The sequence below is a fragment of the Burkholderia sp. S171 genome (assembly GCF_009766085.1).
GTDB lineage: Bacteria > Pseudomonadota > Gammaproteobacteria > Burkholderiales > Burkholderiaceae > Caballeronia.
The window spans coordinates 158,981-185,372 of sequence record NZ_LMUF01000010.1; the positions used below are offsets into that span (position 1 = coordinate 158,981).

Sequence of the window (26,392 nt, forward strand, 5' to 3'; positions counted from 1 at the left end):
GATTCATAGGTGCCCCAAAAGCACGGTACTCGCCAGAGCGAAGGATGTGTGAAACCCTCCTTCTCCGAACACAGGTTCTGACACGCTTCGCCACCAGTGATTGAACCTGCCCAAGGAGCACCCCGCGCTATCCGCGTGAACCACTCTACGAATTTGTACGTATAACGAACTATTTGGACAAGCCTCCTAGCGACGAGGTCGCGCAAATGTGTGAGGCCGTACCCAAAAAAATAGCTGCGCCAATCAAGCAACTAAGCGACCAAGCCGTGAAGCAGAAAAGACAAGTGATGCCGTGGTGGTTCCTGGGCAATTGGTGCTTGCCCGAGAGCACGGGTGGCGAAGCGTGTCTATGTCAGAATTCGCGAGAAGGAGGGTTTCAAACATCGGTGGTTCTGGCGAGCACCGTGCTTTTGGGGCACCTATGAATAGGAACCGCACGCTGTGGACACTTAGGGTAGTGCGGTTAAAGCGTTTTCTTTGCTTCGTTTCTTTGTCGCTAAGGACCAAGAAATGACGCGCCGCCACGCGCAGTGGCTAACAGTGATAAAGAGAAAACCCGACTCTCGCAGACCACCACGGCCGAAAGCACCAACCCGGCATAGACCGCGACCACCAACACTGAAAGCAGCAACCCAACATTGACCCCCACCACCGACCCAGAACCGACCACCCCGAACCCCACCACCGACCACCCCGAACCCCACCACCGACCCAGAACCGACCACCCCGAACCTCACCCTCAACATTCACCTTCTTGACAGATTGTATGACAGACATATAATAAGTTAAAAACCCGTACCCAAAAAAACGAACTGCTCAGCTGCGCACAAGCAGCAAACCCCGGAGACTACTGTCGATGCTAGCCGAAGCAAGTATTGGGTATCGTCTCGACCGCCTGCCGCTCTCACGCTTTCACTGGCGGCTGCTAGGCCTCGTTGCCGCAGGCATGTTCTTTGATTCGTTCGACATTTACATCGCTGGCTCAGTGCTCGCTGCAATGATCCACAGCGGCGAATCAACACTGCAGCTCAACGCTGGTTTCGTCTCCGCAACCTTCATCGGCATGATGACCGGCGCGTGGCTGTCAGGCCTCCTCGGCGACCGCTTCGGGCGGCGCTTCTCCTACCAGTTCAACCTCGGCGTGTACGGGTTTGCATCGATAGCCGCAGCTTTATCGCCGAATGTCTACTGGCTGATCTTCTTCAGGCTGGTGATGGGCCTCGGCATGGGCGCGGAGATCGTGGTGGGCTACGGCACGCTCAGCGAATTCATACCGGCAACATGGCGCGGACGCTTCGGCACAATCCTGAACCTGATCATCAACACGTCGCTGTTCTTCTCCACGTTCATCGGCTGGCTCATCATTCCCCATTACGGCTGGCGGTGGATGTTCGCCATTGCAGGCGTCGGCGCACTGGTTGTCTGGTTCCTGCGCAAATCGATGATGGAGTCGCCACGCTGGCTGGCATCGCGTGGACGAACCACGGAAGCCGAGGAAATCGTGACGCGGATCGAGACGGCGTGTGGGGTGAGCACAGGCTCACCAGACTATCCGCACGTGCCCGTGGATCTTCATTCGCGTGACGCCACCCCGGAGACGCCTGCGCGCCTGGGAGACCTCTTTTCACGCCGATTGATCAAACGCACAATCACCGGCATCACCGTGCTGATCGGATTGTTCACGGTCAATTACGCGTTCGTCAGCTGGATCCCGACCTTCCTGGTGAAACAGGGGCATAGCGTCTCGAACTCACTGGGCCTCACCACCTTGATGTTCGCAGGTGGTCCAGTGGGCTCGCTGATCGCCTTCGGACTCGCCGAACGCCTGGGCAGAAAGTGGGGCATCGTTGCGTTCTCGCTGGTCGGTATTGCGTTCGCGGTTGCGTATCCGTTCGCGCAATCGCAGGTCATGATCACGGCCTGCGGTTTTGCGATAACAGCGTGCATCTACGTGCTTTCGTCGTTCAGCGTGGCGAGCTATGTGCCCGAACTCTTTCCCACGGAAGTCCGCTTGCGCGGCTCGGGTCTATGCAACACGGTCGGCCGCGGCTTCAACATCCTGGTGCCGTATCTTGTCGCCATGGCGTTTGCATCGTTTGGGATAGTCGGCGTGGTGTCCATGATTGCCGGCACCTTGCTGCTGCAAGCGCTGATCGTGGCAGCCATTGGACCGGAAACCAAGAATCGCTCACTCGAAGAGATTGCCGGGGCAGCAACAACCGAAACCCCGCTCGAAGCGGATACAAACCCGGTCAGCGCACTCAAATAGCCTCCGTTCGAAAGCAACCGTCAAGAAAGGAATTTCCGGTCATGCCAACGCCTGAAAACTACCGCATCTTCGCAGTGAAGTACGCGCACCACGCGCGCCGTTCCACCGAGAACTTCATTGGGGGCGATCCGCACGACGTCCCCATGCCACTCGATTATTTCGTGTGGGCGGTCGTTGGCGAGTCCCGCGCGTTCATTGTGGATACGGGGTTCGACACCAGCATGGCGCAGCAGCGCGGACGCACCATTACCCACCCGGTTGAAGACGGTCTGAAGCGGATCGGCATCCGGCCGGAGTCGGTAGACGACGTCATTCTTACGCACATGCATTACGACCATGCCGGTAACCGCGCGCTCTTTCCAAAAGCGCGTTATCACGTGCAGGACAAGGAGATGGCCTATTGCACCGGACGCTGCATGTGTCATCACGCACTGAGTCACCCATTCGAACCGGAAGACGTCAAGGCGATGGTCGGCCGGGTGTTCGAGGGTCGCGTGGAGTTTCACGACGGTGATTCGCAGCTCACACCCGGCTTGAGCGTGCACTGGGTCGGCGGCCATTCGAATGGCCTGCAGGTCGTACGCGTTCACACGGAGCGCGGCTGGGTGGTGCTTGCCTCGGACGCCTCTCATTTCTACGCAAACATACGCGAGAACAGGCCGTACCCAATCGTCTATAACGTCGGCGACATGCTGGAGGGCTTCAAGACTGTCATGCATCTGGCGGACTCGCCCGATCATGTCGTGCCGGGTCACGATCCGGAAGTACTCAAGGTCTATGCGCCGCATGACCGCGAAACCGAAGGCTGGATCGCGCGCCTGGATGTGGCGCCGCGCTGATCAGTCTTCGCTCTGATTCTTTTCTTACGGAGAGCAACACGATGATTGTAGAGATGCGCATTTATCACTGCCTGCCGGGCCGTTTGCCTGCCCTTCAGGAACGCTTCAGCACCACGACGCTGGGCTTTTTTGAAAAATATGGCATCGAACAGATTGGCTTCTGGACCACGCTGATCGGATCCAGCAATCACGCGCTTACCTACCTACTGAAGTGGCAAAGCCTCGCCGAACGCGAGACCAAGTGGAACGCCTTCCAGGCCGATGCCGAGTGGATCGCCAAGCGCACGGCGAGTGAGGCCGAGAAGATGATCGTCGAGCGGATCGAAAACGTGTTTCTCACACCGACGGCTTTCTCTGCATTGAAGTAGGGAAGGGAAAACCCGCATCAATTGATTATCGACTGATTGTCATACAATCGTATAAAATTATCGAATGGATGCGGCGGGTAATCGCCGCCAGTCAATTTTTTGGTTCTATCACGAAGGCAGGACAGATGACGCGACCGCAACGAATTGGTTTTATCGGTCTGGGCATGATGGGCACGCCGATGGTGCAGTGCCTGGCGAAGGCCCGGTTTGAACTCTTTCTCGCCGATGCCGATGCGGCCCGTACGGATGCGCTGGCGAAGGAAATTGGCGCGGCGCGGCTGGATGCCAACAACGCAGCATCGCTCGATGTACTGATCACCATGTTGCCAAATTCGGCGATCGTAGAGAGCGTTCTGCTCGATGGCGACGCGAAGGCTTGGGCGCGTCTCTTGCCGAAAGGCGCAGTTGTGATCGACATGAGTTCATCGGAGCCGGAGCGCTCGCGCAAGCTCGGTTCGACGCTCGAGAAGATGGGGCTCGACTATCTCGATGCGCCCGTTTCCGGCGGCGTGAAGAAAGCGAAGGAGGGCACGCTCGCTATCCTCGCCGGTGGTAACGCAGCCGTGCTGGACACTTGCGAGCCCGTGCTCGAAGCGATGGGGAAAAGTGTTCTGCATATCGGCACGGCGGGGTCGGGACACGCAGCGAAGGCGCTGAACAATTACGTTTCGGCGGCCGGGCTGATGGCAACGGTGGAGGCGCTGCATATTGCGGAGCGTTTCGGGATTGACCCAGCTTCCATGACGGATGTGTTGAATGCATCGACGGGACGCAGCAATACCTCGGAGAACAAGGTCAAGCAGTTCATGTTGTCGGGCTCTTACGCATCCGGCTTTGCATTGCAGTTGATGAACAAGGACCTGAAGATCGCGCGCGCATTGTCTGAAGCAGTGGGCTATCCGATGAAACTCGGCATGACATGCACGTCGGTCTGGGACGAGGTGTCGCAACGCTCGACGCCCGCTACGGATCACACCGAGATGTACCGGCTGTTAGTGAACGACGAATAAGCGACGAATAATCCCGCAAACAGAGAGGACGAACATGTCTCGTGCGGCTCAGTTTTACATCGATGGACAATGGACTGATCCGGTCTCGCCGGCCTGGTTCGACTTGATCGATCCGGCCACCGAAAGCAAGATCGATCAGCTGGCATTGGGCAATGCGACCGATGTTGATCGCGCGGTGGCTGCCGCTAGCCGAGCCTTTGCCGCTTACTCGGCGACATCGGCGCAAGAGCGCATCGACTTGCTTCGGCGGATCGTTCAGGCTTACGAGCGGCGCTACGATGAATTTGCCGAAGCGATGCGCATCGAGATGGGCGCACCCATCGCATTTTCGCGCAAAGGGCAAGCGGCGCGCGGTCCGGCACACCTCAATGCATTGATCGGTGTGCTCGAGAATTTCGCATTCGAGGAACAGCGCGGCACCACGCGCGTGCGTCTGGAACCCGTCGGTGTTTGCGGACTCATCACGCCCTGGAACTGGCCGATCAACCAGATAGTAGTGAAGATCGCGCCCGCGCTGGCCGCGGGTTGCACGATGGTGCTTAAACCGAGCGAATACTCGGCGCTGAGCGCACTGTTGTTCGCCGAGGTAGCGCACGAAGCCGGGGTGCCTCCGGGCGTTTTGAATGTTGTGAATGGCGACGGACCGGGCGTAGGCGCCGCGATTGCGTCGCACCCGGATATCGACATGGTGTCGTTCACCGGCTCGACGCGTGCGGGCATCCTGGTCGCAAAGATGGCGGCGGAGACGGTCAAGCGCGTGGCGCAGGAACTTGGCGGCAAGTCCGCGAACATCCTGCTCGACGACGTGAACCTGGACGATGCCGTCACGCGCGGCGTGGCCGCGTGCTTCACAAATTCCGGACAATCCTGTTCGATCCCCACGCGCATGCTCGTGCCGCGTCACATGATGAACGACGCAGCGCAGATCGCGAAAACAGCGGCCCTGAGCTACAGCGTGGGTGCAACGGACAGCGAGACCACGCAGCTCGGACCGCTTGTCAATCGCAACCAGTTTGAGCGCGTGCAGGTGTTGATCCAGAAGGGGATTGACGAAGGCGCGCGGCTCGTTACAGGTGGAACGGGGCGGCCCGATGGGTTATCGAAGGGCTACTACGTCAAACCCACGATCTTCGCCGACGTCACGCCCGACATGACGATTGCACGCGAAGAGATCTTCGGGCCGGTGCTGTCCATCATGGGTTACGACAGTGAAGACGAAGCTATCAGCATTGCTAATGGAACTGAATACGGTTTAGCGGCGTACGTACAGTCCGGCGATATCGAACGCGCCCGGAAAATCGGCCGCCAGCTTCGCGCGGGTGGTGTCCACCTGAACTATCCCGCACCCGATTTCACCGCGCCCTTCGGCGGCTACAAGCGCTCGGGAAACGGCCGCGAATGGGGCGAAGCGGGCTTACGCGAATACCTCGAAATCAAGGCAATGGTCGGCTACGGCCAGGCCTGACGCTCACCTGAAATGACGTAACACGAGAGGGCCACAAGCAATGGAAGACAACTCACGTTTTGACAAGGGCTTCGAGAACCGCAAGGAAGTGCTCGGCGCATCGCATGTAGAGAAGTCCTGGGCGAACGCGGACGACTTCAACCGTCCGGTACAGAAGCTCATCACTGAATACGCATGGGGTGAGATCTGGGGTGACCCGACCTTGACGTTCAAGACCCGGAGCATGCTCAACATCGGCATGCTGACCGCCATGAGCCAGCATCACGAGCTGTCCGTGCACGTGAAAGGCGCGCTCAAGAACGGCGTCACGAAGGAGGAGATCCGCGCGGTGCTGATGCAGGCGGCCGTGTACTGCGGCGCGCCGCTTGCGCTCGCGGCCTTCCGGGTTGCGACCGATGCGATCAAGGCCTACGAAGCCGACGCCGCCAAAGGCTGAGCTTCAGCATTCAAGGGGTCCAACGCTCAGTAAGCATCCGCGAGCGATGCAACATGACATCAATGGAGACGAGCATGGAAGCAGTCACAACACACGGCGCAGCCAGGGCGGCGACCGAGCAGTCCGTCGATGAGAAACGCCGGAACGCGATCAAGGGCGCGTTCTTCTCCGAATTCATCGACATGTTCGATATCTACCTGCCGGTCGTCGTGCTCGCGCCGGTGCTGTTCTTCTTCCAGCCACCGCATCTCGCGCCCGGCATGGAGGCAATCCTCGCTTCCCTCGTGTTCATCACGACCTTGCTGGGCCGTCCGATCGGCGCGCTGCTGTTCGGCATGGTCGCGGACCGGGTGGGACGTCGCCGGGCATCGATTCTCTCGGTCTCCGGATTCGGCGTCGTCACGCTACTGATCGCCTTGCTGCCCGGCTACGAAACGCTCGGTATCGGGTCCTACTGGCTGCTCGTGATCCTGCGATTTATCGATGGTATTTTTCTCGGCGGCGGCTATACGGGCGCAATGCCGCTTGCCATCGAATATTCGAAGAAGGAGCAACGCGGCTTCGTCGGCGGACTGATCATTGCCGGTTTCCCGGCGGCCTACGTGACGATCAACCTGGTTGCCATGCTGATGTTCGCCGTGTTTCCGCTTAACGGCCTGCATTCGCCGTATGTGCAATGGGGCTGGCGTATTCCGTTCGTGATTGGCTCGGTATTGGCGGGCGTTCTCGCGTTGTACTACGTCCATAAAGTCTCGGAATCGGAGATCTGGGAGAGCGAGACCGGCGAAAAGAAGCCGGAGAAACTGCCGCTTTCCGATCTGCTTCGCGGCAAGAGCGGACGCAACCTGCTGCAGGTCCTGCTGATGATGTCGGGCTTCTGGCTTACGCAGAACATCATCACGATCTTCATGCCGACGGGCCTGCTTGTGCACACGCTGCACCTGACCGGTTTCCAGATGTCCCTTACGCTGCTGCTGTCTTATTTCGTGCTGTTTTTCAGCTATATCGGCTCGGGCATGCTCGGCCAGAAAATCGGGCGGCGCACGTTTTTCGTGGTCGTGGGTCCATTGATTGCGACTGTAGGCGCCGTCATTCTTTATGTACTTTCCAATGTTGACGGTCTGTCTCTGCCGGTCATCATGCTGCTGGTCATGCTGCTCTCGGTGCTGGTCACGTCGCCGTGGGGCGTGATTGTGACTTATATCAACGAGCGCTTCGTGACCGATGTTCGGGCCACTGGTTTTGGCGTGGGCTTCAGCCTCTCGGTGATTATCCCGTCGTTCTACGCGTTTTATATGAACTGGCTGGGCGCGTTCATGCCGTTGCGGCTGACGCCGGTGGTCCTGCTGTGCATCGGTGGCGTGATCGGTACGGTCGGCGCGCTGATGGGACCAGAAACGAAGCACGTCGATTTTTGAACTTACGGTAGAGACTCATGAATACGCAACGCATTGGCTTCATCGGATTAGGCAACATGGGCGGCCGCATGACTCGTCGTCTGGTTGGGGCGGGCATTGAAGTGCTGGGCTACGATGCCGCGCCTGAACGCGCGTTGGCAGCGGGCGCACAGGCGGCGACGTCGATCGCTGAAGTGGTCCAGTTCGCAGACGTGGTGCTGCTGTCGCTGCCGGACAGCAAGGTGGTTGAAGCAGTGGTGGAGGGCGCGGACGGGATCCTTGCCTCATGCCGCGAAGGACAGACCGTGGTCGACCTGAGCACGGCCGCAGCGAGTTCCACTATCCGGCTCAACGCGTTGTTCAAGCAGCGTGGCGTGCAGTACATCGATGCCGGCATTTCCGGTGGCGCGGCAGCAGCGGAAAAGGGCACGCTCACGCTGATGGTGGGCGGTGACGCCGCGGCGATCGAAGCAATTCAGTGGGTCTTCAAGCCGATTGCCACGAAGGCGCTGACCATGGGTGAGAGCGGCGCGGGTCATACGACCAAGCTGCTCAACAACTTCCTGAACGCAGTGAGCCTGTCGGCGACCGCCGAGGTGATGGTCGCGGGCAAGAAAGCCGGGCTCGATCTCCACCGCCTGCTCGACGTGCTCAATAGCAGCAGCGGCGTGAACTTCGCCACGCAGAACCGCTTTCCGAAGATTGTCGATGGTGACTATCTGGAGGGCGGCCTGACCAGCAAGTTAATGACGAAAGACGTCGTACTTTATATCGATCGCGTGCGCGAGCTTGGGGTGTCTTCTCTGAATTCATCAGGTCCCCTTGCTAGTTTCGGTTTGGCAACGGCGCTGGGTTACGGCGACCTGATCAGTAATCGCGTGGTGGATGCGATCGGCGACGTGTCGGGTGGCGTACGTCTCAAAGATGTCAAAAATTCTTCAACGGGAGAGCAGTAATGAAAGTGTTTCGCGGCAGGGCCGAAGGTGCAGTGTCGGAGCAACGCTCGGCTACGTTCAGCGGGGTCGTGTGGGCAGACTCGATCATGCCGACGACCGACAAAGTCACCATCGCGAACGTGTTCTTCTCGCCGGGCGCGCGTACTTTCTGGCACACCCATGAGCAGGGGCAGATCCTGCAGGTGACATCGGGCAGCGGATTTGTGTGCGTCGATGGCGGCGAGCCGCAGGCAATCCGCACCGGCGACGTGGTGTGGATTCCCGCGAATGAGCGTCATTGGCACGGCGCAGGACGCAACAGCTACATGGTCCATACCGCCACGTCGCTTGGAAAGACGATGTGGGAAGAAGAGGTCGCCGAAGCGGTGTACCAGAACGCGGTGGGTTGAGGTCATGACTGTTCCCCTGACGCAGCGGCAGCAGCAGGCGAAGGACGCATTCACGCATGTGCACGGCACATGGAGCGATGGCTGGGAGAGCCTGCTGCGCCTCGACGTCGGCTTCTTCGAGGCTTACGTGGCGTTCTCGGCGGTGCCGTCGAAGAAGAATCATCTCGAGGACAAGGTAAAGGCGTTTGTCGCGATCACCGCCTGTGCGGCCGCCACTCACCTTTACGCGCCGGGCGTGGCGCAGCAAATTGGCGCGGCGCTTCGCGCGGGTGCAACGCGTGCGGAACTGGTCGAAGTGATCCAGCTTGCGAGCACGGTGGGCATTCATGCGGCGAACGTTGGCGTGCCCGTGTTGATTGAAGTGCTCGAAGAAGAGGGCCTGCGTCAAGGCCCGGCGCCGCTCGATGCCCGCCGTACCGCGCTGAAGGAAAGCTTCATCGAGAATCGCGGGTATTGGCATTCGTCATGGGAAGGTTTTCTCGAACTCGATCCTGAGCTGTTTGAAACCTACGTGGCGTTTTCTTCCGTGCCGTGGCGTGAGGGCGTACTGGAACCCAAGGTCAAGGAGTTCATGTACTGTGCGTTCGATGCTGCCGCGACACACCTCTACGTGCCGGGCCTGAAGCTGCACATGCGCAATGCACTTCGCTACGGTGCGACGGCAGAGGAAATCATGGAAGTACTGGAAATTGTCAGCACCATCGGCATACACGGCGCGGTACTCGCTGCGCCGATCCTTGAAGCCGCTTTGGATGAGTTCGAAATGAGCAACGTGTAGGTCACGTCCGGTCGTGCAAAGTCTTGCGGAATGGCGGTTTCGGCCGGAACTTCGAGTATCATGGCTCACTGATAAATCGTCCGACGGGAATACAATCATGGCAGCCGAAATGGATTTGATACGACCGGAAACGTTGCGACATCAAGTCGAGACGGTCCTTCGGCAGGCCATCATGTCCGGGCGTTTTGCACCGGGTGCGCGACTGGTGGAACGTGAGTTGTGCGAGTCACTTGGCGTGAGCCGAACATCGATTCGGGAAGCCTTGCGCCGGCTCGAAGCCGAAAAGCTGGTCTGCAGCGTGCCGCACAAAGGACCTATGGTCGCGGTCATTTCGAAGAGCGAGGCGTCGGAGTTATATGCCATACGCGGTCTGCTCGAGGGGTTTGCAGCCGGCGAGTTTGCGCGCATAGCGAGCGACGCCGCCATCGCGCAGTTTGGAGAGGCCGTGAAGGCGCTCAAGGCGAAGGCCATGACAGGCGATCAGGCCGGCGTGCTGGCAGCGAAGACGGATCTGTATGACGTGTTGCTCGACAATTGCGGGAACGGATTGGTGAAGGAAATACTGACCAGTCTTTATTCGCGGGTGAACCTGCTCCGCGCGACGTCGCTGATGCACCCCGACCGGTTGCCGTCGAGTCTCAAGGAAATCGACAAGCTGTTCAAAGCCCTAAAGGCGCGGGATGCGCAGACAGCCGAGGCTGCCGCGCGCTTGCATGTGGCGAATGCAGAGAAGGCGGCCATGCGGATGCTGGACGAAACCGGGAGCGAATAGGAGTTAGCCCGGGCGTTCGCGCCCGGGTTGTCGTCGCGGAGTTCAAGCTGGAAGCTTCTCATTTGATTAGGATTACTTTTCATGAAAGGAAAATCTGCGCTAGTCACCGGGTCGTCAGATGGGCTCGGATTTGCAATGGCTGAAGGCCTCGCCCGCTCGGGTTGCAACGTCGTGCTGCATGGACTCGAACCACCGGAGGCCATGAGCGACGCCCTGGCGCGGATCGAGCAGGAATACGGGGTCAAGGCAGCGTATGTTCAAGCGGACCTGACCGACCCTGCTGCGGTCTCGACCTTGATGAACACGGCTCGCGAACGCACAGGTGGCGTCGATATCCTGATCAACAACGCGGTTGTCCGGCACTTTGCGTCGATTGAGGATTTTCCCGCCGACCGATGGAACCAGGCGCTGGCAGTTAACCTGACGGCTGCGTTTCACGCCATCCAGAAGGTCCTGCCCGACATGCGTGCGCGTGGCTGGGGTCGCATTTTCAACATGACATCGGTGTATGGATCACGCGCCACGCCAAACCGCGTGGATTATGTGACGACCAAGACGGCGTTGCTCGGGTTGACGCGTGCGGTTGCAGTCGAGACGGTTCATCAAGGTATTACGTGCAATGCGATCTGTCCGGGAACGGTGAAGACACCGAATATAGAAAGTAGGATCGAGAAGTTGATGGAGGAGAAAGGCCTCGGCCATAGTGACGCGGTCAAGCAGTTCCTGACGGGCAAGCAACCTACCGGCAAATTTGTCAGCGCGGCACATGTAGCAGAACTCGTTGTGTTCCTTTGCTCCGACGCGGGCAGTCAGATAACCGGGGCCATGATGCCGATGGAAGGCGGCTGGCTCGCGGGCTGAACGCATCCGGTGATACGCAGGAGACGTTTATGAAAGACATCACGCGTACGCTGGCCTCGTTTGTCGGGCAGACGCAGTGGGAAGACATTCCGCCGAAGGTGCGCCATGAGGCGAAGCGCGCGCTGGTGAATTACTTCGCAGTAGCGCTCGCGGGTTGCTCGGATCCAGGCATCTGTAAAGCCGTAAGCGTGTACGGTCGCTTCAGTTCGGCGCGTGAAGCAGGGCTGGTCGGGCGCGGCGAGAAGACCGACATTTTGAATGCGGCCGCGCTGAACGCGATGAGCGCGAACGTCTTCGATTTCGACGATACCCACTTGCCCACCATCATTCACCCTACCGCGCCGGTCGCCGCGCCGTTGTTCGCGCTCGCGCAGAAGTCGCTGTTGAGCGGCAGGCAATGGTTGCTGGCGTTTGTACTGGGCGTGGAAATCGAGTGCCGGCTGGGCAATGCGGTGTCGCCCGGGCACTATCAGCGCGGCTGGCACATCACCTCCACGTGCGGCGTGTTCGGCGCGGCGGCGGCCATTGCGAAGGCGCTGAATTTGGACACTGACCAAATCGGCTGGGCATTCGGCAATGCATCGGCGCAATCGTCCGGGCTGGTTGAAACGCTGGGCAGCATGTCGAAGAGCATTAGCGTAGGCAACGCGGCCCGTAATGGCCTGCTCTCGGCGTTGCTGGCGCAAGAAGGTTTCGCTGGACCCGAGCGGCCCATCGAAGGCGAGCGCGGCTTCCTGCACGTGATGAGCGACGCCACCGACGCTGCTATCGCCTCCGTATTCGCCACGCTCGGCAGTGAATGGGCGCTCTTATCGAATACGTACAAGCCGTATCCGTGCGGCGTCGTGCTCAATCCGGTCATCGAGGCGTGCCTTGAACTATCGTCGACACCGGGTTTCTCTTTCGCCGATGTCGAGCGCGTAACACTCCGGGGTCACCCTTTGCTGCGCGCGCGTACAGACCGGTCGAACATCACGCTCGGCCGCGAAGCGCAGGTCAGCGCGCAACACAGCGTCGCGGTCGCATTGGCCAGAGGTCGAGCGGGTCTTGCTGAGTTCACCGATGCAGAGGTGAATGATCCGCTGTTGCGAGCCTTCGCGAGCCGCCTTGAGTTCGTCGATGACCCCGCGTATTCCGTCGAAGCGGCGCAGGTGACGCTCACCTTGCGGTCGGGCGAGACCATGTCACGTCGTATCGATGCAGCGCGTGGCAGCCTGCAAGCGCCGCTTACGGATATTGATCTGGAAAACAAGCTCAGGGCGTTGGCCGAATATGGCGGGTCTGGTTGCAAACCTGCTCCATTGATCGCCGCGCTATGGACGCTGGACAGCGCGCCTGATTCGTCCTTGCCCATGCAGCTCGCCTGTTCGTAAGTCTATAAGCGTACGCATGTCGCACGCACACCATTCATCACTGTCGAGGAAACATCATGTCGGAGCATATGAAGTTGGGCTTTGTGGGTATCGGCGTCATGGGACGTCCCATGGCGCGTCGCCTGATCGAGCACGGTCATTCCCTGGTGATCTACGATCGCGACGAGCATGCGCTGGCGGAGTTGTCGGAGATTGGCGCCAAGGTGGCGAGCAGTGCGCGCGAAGTTGCCGATAGCGTGCAAGTCGTTTTCACGAGCCTGCCCACGCCCGCTATCTTCAAGGAAGTCGCATTGGGTGCGCATGGACTGGTACACGGCAAGACAATCAAGATCCTGGTCGACCTGTCCACCGTCGGCTCGCGCACGGAACAGGAAGTAGCGGCCGGACTGCTTGAAAAAGGCATCGAAACCGTCGACGCCCCCATCAGCGGCGGCGCGGCTGGCGCGCAAAAAGGCACGCTCGCCGTCATGGCCGCGGGCAAGCCGGAAGCCGTTGCTCAGGTACGCGAACTATTCGATATCTTCGGGAAGGTGATTATCGTAGGGGAGAAGGCAGGGCAGGCGCAATTACTCAAGCTGCTGAACAACATGCTTTCTTCGACGGCGTTTGCGATTACTTCAGAAGCTTTCGTGGCCGGCGTGAAGGGAGGGCTCGACCCGGAAGTGATGATGTCGGCGTTCAACGCGGGTAGCGGCAAGAACGGCGCGACGCTCGATAAATTCCCGAAGCAGGTGTTGCCGCGCACGTTCGATTTCGGCTTCCCGATCGGCAGTGTCTGCAAGGACATCGGACTCGCGGTGGAAGAGTGCCAGGCGCTCGGCGTGCCAATGTGGTTAGGCAATACTGCACGTCAGGTATGGAACTACGCGGCAATGCAGGACGGCAAGTCTCGCGACATGACCGAACTCGTCAAGTACGTCGAGAGCTGGTCGGATGGAAAGGGTATCGCTGGTTAGAAGCCGGGCGGAAGGTGTCGCAGGTCTCTTGGCGTGAACTGAAAGAGCCGCTTCTACCTTCGCGACGTAGGGTTGTTGCCCGGTGAGGGACTTCGGGGAATCCCGGTATGTCGGCCAACGGGCCGACGGGGTTAAGTGGATACTCAGGTCACAGAAGTTGTATGTGGCACGATGACCGCACCCTGCGGGCCGCCCCCGCCTGGCCCACCACCTGGTCCACCACCTGGCCCTCCGCCTGGGCCTCCATGTCCGGGGCCGCCCCAACCTCCGCCGCCGCCCGGTGGCGGTCCCCACCAGCATCCGCCAAGTAGCGATGTCGCGGCCGCAAGCGCCGCCATAGCTGCAATCTTTCTCATACTTTTTTCCCCCTGGTTTTCGGTGAGCTTCGTTCGTTCGTGCACTCCTATATGCACTCGATACTTCGCTTGAGCTGCATGACGGGTCCGAACTTAACAGCTTCGACCGAAGCCACTTGCTTCGCCGAGTAACCAAACGATAACGACGGCTCTCTCAGTAAGCCGGGTCCGAACGCTTGCCACAGACGTGGGGTCAACGCGCCACGGATGTTTGCGCGACGCATCGTGCGTCCTGCGCACTAACCGAACGATACAAAATGCAATATGGGGTAAGCCCTTGGCGATGGTTCGTAAGCAGCTTCGCCATTCAGGCGGCCGGGGATCAAGGAGACCGCGTCATTTCGGCGTCCGCCGCGCCGCACGGGCAATCAACCGCGGCAAACCAAGTCCTCCGACCGAGGCGCATCTGACTCTTTTCTTGTCCTCAATGCGTAGTAAAACTATCAAACGAACTAAAACTAAGAATCACATGCTGTTGAGAAATTAGATTATAAAAATACCATAAGCCATTGCTATAAATAGATTTATACCGCTTTCATCGGAACCAAGAGTACAAACCCTAAGTTGTCGATTTCCAAGAAGAGTCCTACATTGGCGTTGTAATACTACGAATAAAAACAAGTTTACTACCGGCTTGGATCTACCAAACATCCAGCGTCGGTCCTCTTTATCGGTGATTGAGGAGACAACATGGAAGACGCTTTGAAAGGTGTATCGCGCAGAAAATTCCTCGCGAACCTGGCTGCCACCGCTGGCGCGCTGTCCTTGCCAACGCTGGGAGCCGCGCAACAAAAACCGTTCGTGCCGTACAGCAACAAGAGCCTCGACTACTACTTCTTTGCCACCCAGCAGGAAGCCGTCAAGCGCGCTGTCGAAGCAAAGGGCTGGACGTTCCAGGCCGTCAACGCCAACTTCAGTACCACGACGCAACTCGAACAATGGCAGAGCCTTCTGCTCAAGAATCCGTCCGCCATCATCTCCGACCCGATCGATAGCCAGGCTATCGTCAGCGCTATCAAGAAGTACAACTTCAAGAAAATTCCAGTCGGCATCATCGATACCCCGGCGCTGGGTGGCGACGTCGCCGTGACCGTCGATTTCGATAACTACGCGGGCGGTGTCATGGCCGCCGAAGCCATTGCCGATGCGTTGAAGAAGAAGCATGGGTCGCCCAAAGGCACGGTGCTGAACTGCTACGGCGCGCTGCAATCGGTCGCGTGGCGCCTGCGCAAGGAGGGCATGGAAGCGACCTTCAAAAAGTATCCGGATATCAAGTTGATCAGCCGGCCGACCGAAGGGTTGCTGAAAAACATGCTGTCGGTGACGCTCGCGACGCTGTCCGAATACCCCGACCTCGATGCAGTGCACGCACCTAGCGACTCGCCGGCGCGCGGCATTGTCACGGCATTGCAGCAGAAGGGAAAATGGAAGAAAGTGGGCGAGCAGGGCCACGTGATCTTCGTGAATATTGACGGTGAGCCGGCCGCGCTGCAATGGATTGCCGATGGCTACATGGACGCCGTGGTGTCGCAGGACCCTATAGCGTACGCGCAGATCACGGTCGAGATGCTCGACAAATATTCGCTCAAAGGCCAACCGGTGCCGCTCGGTCCCTATCAAAACAGCCAGTATTTCTGGGAAAAAGCGCCGATCAACAAATCGGAGACAGGTCCGAGTCTCGTGATCCAGCCGTTTATCGTCGACGCCAGCTCGGTCAAGGACAAGCGTCAGTGGGGCAACATCGCGTACAACGAATGGGGCCTGCGATACAGCTGAAGTGTGGTTACCAAAGCACCTGCACTCGCAGCAGTTCCTTGGTGCCCGGCGCCGCGACCTTTCGCGCGGCGCCGATCGTCGAAACAGGACTTCCGATCATGGCAGACAGCAGCACCGAGTACATATTGAGGACGGACAACCTCGTCAAGCGCTACAAGAATGTAGTGGCGCTCGATCATGTATCGATCAACATCCGGCGCAGCACGATCCACGGCTTGCTCGGCGAAAACGGCGCGGGCAAGTCGACGCTTGTCAGCCTGATCTCGGGCCTTACCGCGCCGACCGAGGGCACCATCACGTTCTCCGGCGAGCAAGTGCAGGGCTTCGACGTCAAGCAGATGGAAGCGCTGGGTGTATTCCTGGTAACGCAAGAGCCGATGATTGTCGAATCGATGTCGGTGGCGGACAACCTCATGCTCGGGCACTGGCCGGTCAAGCGCGGGTTCACGAAGAGAGTCGACCAGCGTGCGCTGATGGCGAACGCGGTCGCCGCGCTCGAAGGCACCGGGCTCGACCCGCGCATGCCCGCGCGCACGCTGTCAGCGGTCGCCAAACGCAAGCTGAACATTCTGCGCGCGCTGCATAGCGGCGGGAAGCTCCTGATCCTCGACGAACCTACCGCCGCGCTGACCCTCGCCGACCGCGACCATCTGTTCGGCTTCATGCGCAGCCTTAAAGCGCAGGGGGTCAGTTTCGTATTCATTTCGCACTACAACGAAGAAATTCTTGGCATCTGTGACGCGGTTTCAGTGCTGCGCAACGGGCGTCTTGCCGGCGAGATGGACGATATTTCATCGATCAATTCGGACAATTTGTCGGAGCTCGTGATCGGTCGCGATGTCCCGCTGTTTTATCGCGACCGGACAACGCAACATGCGTCGAGCGAAGCAGGGTGGCGTGTCGAAGGACTGACCGCACCCAACATAACGGTCGACAGTTTTTCGATCGCGCCCGGTGAAATTGTGGGTTTTGCGGGTTTGCCCGGATCGGGCGCGAAGGAGTTCGGGTTGTCATTGTTTGGCTCGAATCGCGCGAAGCAGGGGCACATTACGCACGACAACCAGCGTCACGATTTTCCGCAGCATCCCGAAGACGCATTCGCACGTGGCATCGCCTATTTGTCCGATGACCGGCATCGCGACGGACTCGTCGGACTCCAAAGCATTGCGCAAAACATCACGCTCTCAAGTCTCGGCAAGGTCTCGCGCGGCGGCGTGATCGACGCATCCGCTGAAAAGCGGGTCGTCAAACGCTACTTCGATCACCTTCGCGTGAAGGCTGTGACGCCCAACGTGCTGCTTGGCACGCTAAGCGGCGGCAACCAGCAGAAGGTCTGCCTTGGTCGCGTGCTCGCGACAGAGCCCAGGCTCCTGATACTCGATGAACCCACGCGCGGTATCGACGTGGGCGTGAAGGAGGAGGTGCACCGGATCATCGATGCACTGACGCGCGAAGGCTTGAGCGTCATCGTCATTACGAGTGACCTGGACGAGATGGTGAGAATGGTTGACCGCGTCTGCATTTTCGTAGGCGGTCAGATCGAACAGGAATTTACCGGCGCGGACATCGACAAGGACGCCATTTTGCAGGCAGCGTTCGGCACCGCGCTTGCAAGTTGAGTTATCAGCAATATTCAGGAGCCAGGTCATGCAACCCAGGAGCGAGTTCCCCGCCCATCCCCCTTCTTCTAATGCTGCAACCATGTCGCCACAACCCGCCGTACCCGTCGCACCGACCCGTCGCTCGAAAACCGGCATGCAATGGCTGTTCCAGAACGTCGTATGGCTGTGGCTGGCCGCGCTGATCGTCATATTCGGCGTCTTGAATCCATTCTTCTTTACGCTTTCCAACTTGCAAAACGTGCTCGTTCAGGCAACCGTGCTTGGCCTGCTGGCGCTCGCTGTTTCCTTGCCGCTGATGGTCGCGGAAATCGATCTGTCGATAGCGAGCAACATGGGCTTTTCGGCGGCCATTGGCGCGATCGTGACAACGCGGCTCGGACTGTCCCCGGCGATCGGCGTACCGGTAGGGATCGCGGCTGCGACGGCTATCGGCTTCTTCAACGGGCTGTGCGTCACGCACCTGCGGATGGTCTCGCTGATCCAGACGCTGGCGGTCATGATCGTGCTGCAGGGGTCTCTGCTTGCGGTCACGCAAGGCAATACGATCTCGGACATGCCGAACCTGTACATCTGGATCGGGCAGACCACCATCGGCAACTGGCCTGTCATGCCGGTCGTGTTCCTGGTTGCGCTGCTGGGCATGGGCTTCCTGCTGCGAAAGACGGTTCTGGGCAGAAGCCTCTATGCCACCGGCGGCAACGCGCTGGCGGCGAACTCGGCGGGTATCCGCGTCAATCGCGTGAAGATCATTGCCTTCACGCTTTCGGGATTGTTATCGGGTGTTGCGGGTTACCTGCTTGCCGCCTGGCAAATGGCGATCACATCGGATCAGGGCGAAGGCTTCCTGTTGTACGCCATTGCCGCGCCAATCATCGGTGGCGTAAGCGTGTTCGGCGGACGCGGTGGCGCGGCTGGCATTCTTGGCGGCGTGCTGTTGCTGACGGTGATTCACGTTGGCCTGGCGATCACCGAAGTGCCATCGTTCTATGTGCAGATGATTGGCGGCATCCTGATCTTTATCGCGGTGGCGGTCGATGCCATCCGGGTCAACTTCGTCTCGCAGTGATGGCCGCTGCCGGCGTTTTACGAACACGACGTAACTGACATGACAGAACCCAGAAAGTGCGAGATGTACATAGATGGCCACTTCAGCAACATCGGCGTGACGCAGTGGCATGACGTCGTCAACCCGAGCACGGAGCAAGTCGTCGCGCATGCGCCGGATGCGGATCAGCATGGGGTGGATACCGCTGTCGCCGCGGCAACGCGCGCCTTTAAATCGTGGCGATGGGTCAATGCGTTTGAGCGCTCGCGCGTGCTGCACAAGATTGGCGATGAAATCGCTCGCGCCGAGCGCCGCATCGCGACCGCGATCACGATCGAAATGGGTAAGCCGCTGGGTGAAGCGCTGGGCGAAGCACGCAAGCTTGCGAAGGCGTTCCACTACTACGCCGAAGAAGCCGTGCGGATTTTCGGGGAAACCATACCAAACGAAGAGGATGGTTTCATCAGCTTCGTGGAGAAGGAGCCGGTCGGCGTGGTCGGCGCTATCGCGCCCTGGAATTATCCGGTGGAGTTGATTGGCTGGAAACTCGCGGCATCGCTCGCAGCGGGTTGCACGATCGTGGTCAAGCCCTCGGAATACACGCCGTCAAGTGCAGAAGAATTGTTCCGCTGCCTCGATGCCGCCGGCCTTCCGGCAGGCGTTGCCAACCTGATCATGGGCGGCCGCGCGACGGGCAAGCTGCTGGTGGGTCACCCGGGTATCGACAAGGTCGCCTTCACCGGTTCCCAGGCCGCGGGCGAGGATATCTACCGGACGGTGAACGGCATCACGCCGTTGTCGCTGGAACTGGGTGGCAGTTGCCCGCTGATCGTCACGGCTAACGCTGATCTGGAGCGCGCGGTCGCGGGCACGTTACGGCGGGCGTTTCGCAATGCCGGTCAGATCTGCATATCGATCAATCGCGCTTATGTGCACGAGGATGCCTATTGGCACTTCATCGAGGCCCTTTCGGCGGGCGCGCAAAGACTGATCGTGGCCGATGGTATCGCACAGGAAAACGCCGACGTGGGTCCCATGACCACGCGAGCGGGCCTCGATAAAGTCATGCGTCACGTCGACGACGCAAAGGCACGCGGCGCACGCATCCTGTGCGGCGGCAACCGTCCGCAAGCGCATTCCAAAGGGCTGTTTTATGCGCCTACCGTCATTGCCGAATGTTCTCCCGAGATGCTTGTCATGCACGAGGAAACCTTCGGTCCTGTGATTGGCGTGGCGCCTTATTCATCGCTCGATGACGCAATCGCGCAAGCGAACGGCACGCCGTCGGGACTCGCGGCGTATGCCTACACGGAGCACGTGAAGGAAAGCTTCACGCTGAGCCGTCGCCTCGACTTCGGCAACGTGTCGATCAATCATGTCGATGCCGGCATCATGAATGCGCCATACGGCGGCCGCAAGCAAAGCGGCACGGGCTACGAACATGGCCGCGAAGGCATGGAAGGCTACCTGCACCTGAAGCACGTGCGCTTGCGGCACGGCGCTTAACGGTAACAGTCACGGAGACCGGCGATGGAACGCTATCTGTTGGGCATCGATATAGGCACGTCGGCGTGCAAGGTGATCGCCGTGGATAGTCACGGGAACGTCGTCGCCAAAGCCCTTGCAGGTTATCCAATTGTGTCGCTGCAACCGGGCTGGGCGGAGCAGGACCCGGAGGACTGGTGGCAGGCCACGGTCAGGGCCGTGCGCGAGGTGCTCGCGGCGTTGCCGGACCGGCGCGCGGTAGGTGGCATTGGCCTGAGCGGACAGATGCACGGACTCACCGCACTCGATCACAACGACCGCGTGATCCGGCCCGCCATCCTCTGGTGCGACCAGCGTGCCGCGCCCCAGTGCGATGAAATCACGGCCCGCGCGGGTGGCCTGGAGGGGCTGCTCGAACTGATCCAGAATCGCATGCTGCCCGGCTTCACGGCCGGCAAGCTGCTATGGATGCGCGAACACGAGCCAGACCTGTTCGCACGCATTCACAAGATGCTTAACCCGAAGGATTACCTTCGGCTCCGTCTCACCGGCGAACACATTACCGATGTATCCGACGCATCGGGGACCGGCCTGTTCAACGTCCGCGAACGCACGTGGTCACAACCGTTGCTGTCGCTGCTCGACCTGTCACCGTCGTGGTTACCGTCGGTGGCGGAGTCAACTGAACGAACGGGTTTCGTGCGTGCTGAACTGGCTGAAGCGTGGGGCTTGCCTGCCTCCACGCCCGTGTTTGGCGGCGGCGGGGATTCGGTGATTCAGACGACTTCGATGGGCGTTATTGATAGTGGTCCGCTCGGCGTAACGATCGGCACGGCGGGGATCGTGGCCGGTGGTATGCGCGTGTGCCCGGTGCCCACGGGCGCGTTGCAAATCTCGTGCGGCAATGCACCCGGACGATGGCATGTCATGGGTGTCACGCTTTCCGCTGGCGGCGCGTTCGAATGGCTGCGTGGCGCGTTGCAGGAGATAGGCGCGCTCGAATTTTCGAAGATGATCGAACTCGCCCGCGGCGCGGCGCCCGGCGCGAACGGCCTTCTTTTCCTGCCCTACCTGCTCGGCGAGCGCTGCCCGCATGTCGCTGCCGATGGCCGTTCCGCGTGGATCGGGCTAACGACCATGCACGACGCTAAGCATCTCGTTCGCAGCGTCATGGAAGGCGTGTTGCTGAACGTGCGGACCATCACAGCGCTCTGCGAAGCCTCGGGACTCGCATGCGACGAAGTCCGCGCATCGGGCGGCGCGACAGCCGAGCCGTTTTGGTTGAACCTGCTCGCAGACGTGCTGCAGCGCGAAGTAACCACCGTGACCGGCGCGGCCGAGGGCGGCGCCTATGGCGCGGTGCTCGCGGCAGGCGTAGGCAGTCAATGGTGGTCTTCGCTTGATGAAGCTGTCGGCACTCTGCGCATTACAGAGCGCGTCAGTCCGGACACCGCGCTTGGGCCCTTGTATCAGGCGCGCTTCAATACTTTCCGCACGCTGTACGACACGCTGCGTCCGGTCTTCGCGCAGATTGCCGCCGAGACCGCAGTCGTCGCCCCGCAAACGATTATCTGAGAGCGAGCACCCATGACAATACCTGACCTCGGTCTCCATCCCGGCCTGCCTGTAGAAGGCATTGTGTTCGACCTCGACGGAACACTCGTCGATACCGCGCCGGACATCACGAGCGCAGTCAATCGTTTGCTGGAGACCCACGGCATCCCGCCGCAAGCGGTGCGTTTTGTGGAAAAGTACATTGGCGAAGGGTCATTCGGTTTAATCGACAAGCTGTACAAGGGCCTGGGCCTTGCGCTTGACCCGGCGCGTGTGACAGCGGATGTGGACACCTATCTGGCGCTTTACAAACGGCATCCGGTCGAACATTCCACGGTCTACGCTGACGCGTTGAGTGCGGTCCCCGCGCTGCACGCCGCGGGTATCAAGCTCGGCGTCTGTACGAACAAGGCGCAGGAACTCGCAGAGGCCGTGCTTAAACACTTCGGTCTACTGCATTACTTCAGCGCGGTCGTGGGCGGCGATGTCCTGCCGCAGAGAAAACCGGATCCGCAGCACTTGTTGACGACGCTCGAACGCATGAACGTGGTGCCCCAGCAGGCGTTTTACATTGGCGACACACAGATCGACGCTGACTGCGCAGAAGGAGCACAGGTACGCTGCCGTATCGTCAATTGGGGAACGGGCCCGAGCGTGGCCGTGGGAACAGCGAAGCGGCTAGACTCCTTCAATGAACTCGTTGCCACCTGCGCCGCATTGAATGCGTCGCGCCTGCCGGGAAATTGATGAGAATTTGATGAGAAATGATCTGTTACGCCGAATTGCAGTTGTACGCCCGGAATTGACCGGTGCGGCCCTTCGTATTGCCGACGTGTTGCTGAGCACGCCCGAGGCCGTGCTGAAAATGAGCATGGCCGAATTATCGGAGGCGGCCACCACAAGCGATCCCACCGTCGTGCGCTTCTTCCGCCGCTTTGATTGCGCTGATTATCAGGACTTCAAGGTCCGGCTCGCGCAAGGGCTGATCCCGCAGGCGCCGTTCGACTACGAAGCGATCACGCTTGTCGATACGCCTGACAGCGTCTGCAGCAAGATCATCAACAACTCGCTGCACGCGATCCAGCGCTTTGCATCGGATGTCGATTCCGCTTCCATCGAGCAGGCCGCCACGCGCCTGATCGAGGCCAAGGGCATCTTCCTGTTCGGACTCGGTATATCCGAGACCATCGCGTTTGACGCCGAACACAAGTTCTTTCGCCTGGGGCTGCATTGCCGCGTGGTGCTCGATTCGCAGAAGCAATTGCTGCTTGCGCCCACGCTGCGCAGCGATGAAGTCGCGGTGTTTTTCTCGCACTCGGGCTCGACCAAGTCGCTCGTGATGGCCGCGGCAATGGCGAAAGCCAAAGGCGCCGTGACCATCGCCATCTGCGCGCCGGGCTCGCGTCTTGCACAGACGTGCGACTTGACCATTGGCGTGCCGGCGTATGAAAACACCGAGCTTTACACGCCGCTGACTGCGCGTATCAACCATCTTCTGGTCGTGAACATGCTGGTCGCCATGCTTGGATTGCGGCAAGGGCGCGAGCTTCCGGACAACCTGGCTGCGCTCGACCCCTGGTTCACCGATAAATTCATGGACTAGCCAATGGCCCGGCAGCGTCCCCACATCCATTCATATTGCTTCAAGGAGACATCAGTGAGCACGCATATTGAACCGGGCTATGCCCACCTGAAACCGGCATCGTTGCAAGATCAAGCCAAGCTCGCATCCGGCATCAAGGCAGTTGACCACTATCTACAGCCGGGGATGAAAGTCGGTCTCGGCTCCGGCACGACCTCGCACTGGTTCGTGCGTGCGCTGGCTCCGTGCGTGGCGCAAGGTCTGGACATTGTTGGCGTGCCGACCTCCAACGCTACCCGCGAACTCGCGCTTGAGCTCGGTGTCCCGCTCACCGACCTTGGCCAGATTGACCAGCTTGACGTGACCATCGACGGTGCCGATGAAATCGATCATCAGGGCAGCATGATCAAGGGCGGCGGCGCCTGCCTGCTGTGGGAAAAGATCGTGGCGGCCGCCTCGAAAAAAATGGTTGCCGTCGTGGATGATAAAAAAATCTTCGAACGTCTCGGCCGTTTTCCGCTGCCTATCGAAGTGATTCCGTTCGGCTGGCAGAGCACGGAACGCCTGTTACGCGAGCTGTTCGTTTCCGCGGGCTTCGATAAAAACGTGCGCATCGTCACGCGCATGAAGGGCACGGAGCCATTGCTGACGGATAGCGGAAACTGGATTCTCGACTGTCATCTTGAAGCCATTCCTGATCCGCTCGGTTTGGCGCCGCGCTTCAATGCGATTCCCGGCGTGGTGGAGAACGGTCTGTTTACGGGTATCGCCAGCGAGATGATCGTCGGTCATGCCGATGGCAGCGCGGACATCGTCGTGATCGGAGCGCCGCGATCATGACCAGCGCCCGCGGCACGACGCTCGACGCGTTCAAGCTGGACGGGCAAATCTGTCTGGTCACTGGCGGGGCGCAAGGCATTGGGCTCGCGATCGCGCACGGTCTGCGCGATGCCGGCGGCCATGTGATCATCGCAGATCGGGACAAGGAGCGCGGACAGCGCGCGGTGGACGAGATCGGCGGCGAGTTCGCCGAGTTCGTCGAGATGGATGTGACGAACTCGGTATCCGTCGATGCCGCATTCGAGGGCGTGGTCGCGCGGCATGGCAGGCTTGATGTGCTCGTGAACAATGCGGGCATCGTGAGGAATACGGCGGCGCTCGACACCGACGACGCCAGCTGGCGCGCGCTGATGGCAGTGAACCTTGACGGCGTATTTTATTGTTGCCGAAGTGCTGCGCGTTTCATGATCAAACAGCGCGGGGGGAGTATCGTCAACATCGCGAGCATGAGCGGATCGATCGCCAACCGGCCGCAGCCTCAGGCTTCCTACAATGCATCGAAGGCAGCGGTGATTCATCTGACACGATCGCTCGCAGCGGAGTGGGCTTCCGATGGCATCCGGGTCAACTCGCTATCGCCCGGTTACGTCGGCACCGAACTTACGAAACGCGGCTTCGAGAACGCAGAATGGCGTGAGGCGTGGATCAACGGAACACCTCTCGCGCGACTCGCGAAGCCCGAGGAAATTGCGCCGGGTGTGGTGTTCCTGGCGTCACGAGCCAGCGCATTCATGACCGGGTCGGACCTTGTCATGGATGGCGGTTATACGATTTGGTGAGCAGGATATAGAGTGTGGCGGCGCGGTCAGGGCGCGAATAGGAGAGACAGAACATGGCGGTAAATGAAGTACCAAGCGAAGCACCAAGCGAAGTACCAAGCGAAGCAATCAGCGCGTTACGGGAAGCGCTTGGCGCTCAGGTAGTGGCGTTGCCGGATGAGTTTGGCGATCGTCGAGTCGAGGACTGGAGTGGACTACCGAGCGCGGTGCCGCTCGCGCTCATCAGGCCACGCGACACCAGCGAGGTCGCGGCGGCGCTCGAGATTTGTTCACGCTACGCCCAGCCGGTCGTCACGCAAGGCGGCCTGACAGGGCTGGTCGGCGGCGCTAACCTGCGTGGCGACGAAGTGGCGCTAAGTCTTGATCGCATGAACCAGATTGTGGAGATCGACGCTGTGTCGGGGACCATGACGGTTCAGGCCGGCACGCCCCTTCAGGTGGTACAGGAAGCGGCCAGCGCGGCCGGCTTCTATTTTCCGCTTGACCTTGGGGCGCGTGGGAGTTGTTCTATCGGCGGCAATCTTGCTACCAACGCGGGCGGCAATCGAGTCATCAAGTACGGCATGATGCGCGACCAGGTGCTGGGCATCGAGGCCGTGCTGTCGAGCGGCGCGATTGTGGGCGGCCTTAACAAGATGATCAAGGACAACAGCGGCTACGATCTGCGCAACTTGCTGATCGGCAGCGAAGGGACGCTCGCGATCATCACCCGCGCGGTGCTGCGTCTGCGCCCGAAGCCAACGGCAACGGCTACAGCATGGTGCGGACTGCCAAGTTTCGACGCGGTCACCACGCTGCTGCGGCGCGCTCAGGCAGGGCTGGCTCCGGGCGTGTCGGCGTTCGAGGTCATGTGGGCGGGGTATCACGATACCGTGCTTGCCAACCTGTCCAATTTGCGTGCTCCGCTTGACTCGCCGCATCCGTTCTATGTGTTGCTGGAAAGTGTTGGAACTGATCCCGTCCGGCATGGCGAAGCATTCGAAGAGTTTCTGGGCGTGATGCTGGAGGAGGGCGTAGTGACCGACGCCGCGCTGGCTTCGAACGAGGCGCATGCGCAGGCGTTCTGGGCAATCCGTGATGCACCCGGTGAATATCAACGCTTCATCCCGAATCACGCGGCTTACGATGTGAGCTTTTCCATTGCGCAAGTGGGCGACGCCGCGTCACGCTGCGAGGCGCAATTGCGCGCCCGATGGCCCGACGCCACGATCATGATCTACGGCCATCTTGGCGATGGGAATATTCACATTGTGGTGGACGTGCCCGGCCTGCCGAAGCACGATCACGATGCAATCGATCAGGTCATTTACGACGTGACGCGGGACTTCCGGGGATCGATCTCCGCGGAGCATGGGATTGGCATCAAGAAGAAACATTTCCTGCACCTGACGCGTTCGGAGGCGGATGTAGCGTCGATGCGCGCTATAAAGCAAGCACTGGACCCCGCGCGCATTCTGAACCCGGGCAAGATTTTCTAGTATGTT

Annotated in this window: 24 protein-coding genes; all 24 read left to right on the forward strand. The window is 59.9% G+C overall.

The window, feature by feature from the left end; all coding sequences use genetic code 11:
* Positions 1-856 precede the first annotated feature (856 nt).
* The 24 genes from GSQ93_RS06425 (at position 857) to GSQ93_RS06545 (ending at position 26,386) form a co-directional block, all read left to right on the forward strand.
* Positions 857-2,269: an MFS transporter gene (locus GSQ93_RS06425; RefSeq protein WP_158934789.1), complete on the forward strand. Its 1,413-nt coding sequence runs from the start codon at positions 857-859 to the stop codon at positions 2,267-2,269.
* A gap of 41 nt (positions 2,270-2,310) precedes the next feature.
* Positions 2,311-3,108 carry an N-acyl homoserine lactonase family protein gene (locus GSQ93_RS06430; protein ID WP_158934790.1) on the forward strand — a complete coding sequence of 266 codons (798 nt, stop codon included), beginning with the start codon at positions 2,311-2,313 and terminating at the stop codon, positions 3,106-3,108.
* Positions 3,109-3,149: 41 nt separating this feature from the next.
* The gene (locus tag GSQ93_RS06435; protein ID WP_158934791.1) at positions 3,150-3,476 is read left to right on the forward strand and encodes an NIPSNAP family protein; all 327 of its coding nucleotides are present in this window, start codon (positions 3,150-3,152) and stop codon (positions 3,474-3,476) included.
* Positions 3,477-3,601: 125 nt separating this feature from the next.
* Positions 3,602-4,486: an NAD(P)-dependent oxidoreductase gene (locus GSQ93_RS06440; RefSeq protein ID WP_158934792.1), complete on the forward strand. Its 885-nt coding sequence runs from the start codon at positions 3,602-3,604 to the stop codon at positions 4,484-4,486.
* Positions 4,487-4,520: 34 nt separating this feature from the next.
* Complete coding sequence (locus tag GSQ93_RS06445) at positions 4,521-5,951, forward strand: aldehyde dehydrogenase family protein (RefSeq protein WP_158934793.1); 1,431 nt, start codon at positions 4,521-4,523, stop codon at positions 5,949-5,951.
* Positions 5,952-5,991: 40 nt separating this feature from the next.
* Entirely contained in the window at positions 5,992-6,387 is a 396-nt protein-coding gene (locus GSQ93_RS06450; protein WP_158934794.1) for a carboxymuconolactone decarboxylase family protein, read from the forward strand.
* 74 nt (positions 6,388-6,461) lie between these two features.
* Positions 6,462-7,805, forward strand: a complete 1,344-nt coding sequence (locus tag GSQ93_RS06455) for an MFS transporter (RefSeq protein ID WP_158934795.1) — start codon at positions 6,462-6,464, stop codon at positions 7,803-7,805.
* A 17-nt stretch (positions 7,806-7,822) separates the two neighbouring features.
* Entirely contained in the window at positions 7,823-8,740 is a 918-nt protein-coding gene (locus GSQ93_RS06460; RefSeq protein WP_158934796.1) for an NAD(P)-dependent oxidoreductase, read from the forward strand.
* Positions 8,740-9,129, forward strand: coding sequence for a cupin domain-containing protein (locus tag GSQ93_RS06465; RefSeq protein ID WP_089161573.1), 390 nt, complete (start codon positions 8,740-8,742; stop codon positions 9,127-9,129). The genes GSQ93_RS06460 and GSQ93_RS06465 overlap by 1 nt, the downstream gene beginning before the upstream one ends.
* 4 nt (positions 9,130-9,133) lie before the next feature.
* On the forward strand, positions 9,134-9,907 hold the full coding sequence (locus GSQ93_RS06470) for a carboxymuconolactone decarboxylase family protein (RefSeq protein ID WP_158934797.1): 774 nt from the start codon (positions 9,134-9,136) through the stop codon (positions 9,905-9,907).
* A gap of 97 nt (positions 9,908-10,004) precedes the next feature.
* Positions 10,005-10,679, forward strand: coding sequence for a GntR family transcriptional regulator (locus GSQ93_RS06475; RefSeq protein ID WP_158934798.1), 675 nt, complete (start codon positions 10,005-10,007; stop codon positions 10,677-10,679).
* Between the two features lie 81 nt (positions 10,680-10,760).
* Complete coding sequence (locus tag GSQ93_RS06480) at positions 10,761-11,540, forward strand: 3-hydroxybutyrate dehydrogenase (RefSeq protein ID WP_158934799.1); 780 nt, start codon at positions 10,761-10,763, stop codon at positions 11,538-11,540.
* Positions 11,541-11,569: 29 nt separating this feature from the next.
* Positions 11,570-12,913 carry an MmgE/PrpD family protein gene (locus GSQ93_RS06485; RefSeq protein ID WP_158934800.1) on the forward strand — a complete coding sequence of 448 codons (1,344 nt, stop codon included), beginning with the start codon at positions 11,570-11,572 and terminating at the stop codon, positions 12,911-12,913.
* A 56-nt stretch (positions 12,914-12,969) separates the two neighbouring features.
* Entirely contained in the window at positions 12,970-13,869 is a 900-nt protein-coding gene (locus tag GSQ93_RS06490; RefSeq protein ID WP_158934801.1) for an NAD(P)-dependent oxidoreductase, read from the forward strand.
* 1,046 nt (positions 13,870-14,915) lie between these two features.
* Entirely contained in the window at positions 14,916-16,001 is a 1,086-nt protein-coding gene (locus GSQ93_RS06500) for a sugar ABC transporter substrate-binding protein (protein ID WP_158934803.1), read from the forward strand.
* A 98-nt stretch (positions 16,002-16,099) separates the two neighbouring features.
* Positions 16,100-17,620, forward strand: a complete 1,521-nt coding sequence (locus tag GSQ93_RS06505; protein ID WP_158934804.1) for a sugar ABC transporter ATP-binding protein — start codon at positions 16,100-16,102, stop codon at positions 17,618-17,620.
* Between the two features lie 28 nt (positions 17,621-17,648).
* A complete protein-coding gene (locus GSQ93_RS06510) occupies positions 17,649-18,689 on the forward strand; it encodes an ABC transporter permease (RefSeq protein WP_254073778.1) in 1,041 nt (346 codons plus the stop codon).
* Between the two features lie 39 nt (positions 18,690-18,728).
* Positions 18,729-20,174 carry an aldehyde dehydrogenase gene (locus GSQ93_RS06515; RefSeq protein ID WP_158934805.1) on the forward strand — a complete coding sequence of 482 codons (1,446 nt, stop codon included), beginning with the start codon at positions 18,729-18,731 and terminating at the stop codon, positions 20,172-20,174.
* A gap of 24 nt (positions 20,175-20,198) precedes the next feature.
* Positions 20,199-21,728, forward strand: a complete 1,530-nt coding sequence (xylB, locus tag GSQ93_RS06520; protein WP_158934806.1) for a xylulokinase — start codon at positions 20,199-20,201, stop codon at positions 21,726-21,728.
* 12 nt (positions 21,729-21,740) lie between these two features.
* Positions 21,741-22,454, forward strand: coding sequence for an HAD family hydrolase (locus tag GSQ93_RS06525; RefSeq protein WP_158934807.1), 714 nt, complete (start codon positions 21,741-21,743; stop codon positions 22,452-22,454).
* Between the two features lie 10 nt (positions 22,455-22,464).
* The gene (locus tag GSQ93_RS06530) at positions 22,465-23,310 is read left to right on the forward strand and encodes a MurR/RpiR family transcriptional regulator (protein WP_158934808.1); all 846 of its coding nucleotides are present in this window, start codon (positions 22,465-22,467) and stop codon (positions 23,308-23,310) included.
* A gap of 54 nt (positions 23,311-23,364) precedes the next feature.
* Positions 23,365-24,129, forward strand: a complete 765-nt coding sequence (gene rpiA / locus GSQ93_RS06535) for a ribose-5-phosphate isomerase RpiA (RefSeq protein WP_254073779.1) — start codon at positions 23,365-23,367, stop codon at positions 24,127-24,129.
* Complete coding sequence (locus tag GSQ93_RS06540; protein WP_158934810.1) at positions 24,126-24,908, forward strand: glucose 1-dehydrogenase; 783 nt, start codon at positions 24,126-24,128, stop codon at positions 24,906-24,908. Before rpiA ends, GSQ93_RS06540 begins: the two co-directional genes overlap by 4 nt.
* Positions 24,909-24,961: 53 nt before the next feature.
* Positions 24,962-26,386, forward strand: coding sequence for an FAD-binding oxidoreductase (locus GSQ93_RS06545; protein ID WP_158934811.1), 1,425 nt, complete (start codon positions 24,962-24,964; stop codon positions 26,384-26,386).
* The last annotated feature ends 6 nt before the right edge of the window (positions 26,387-26,392 follow it).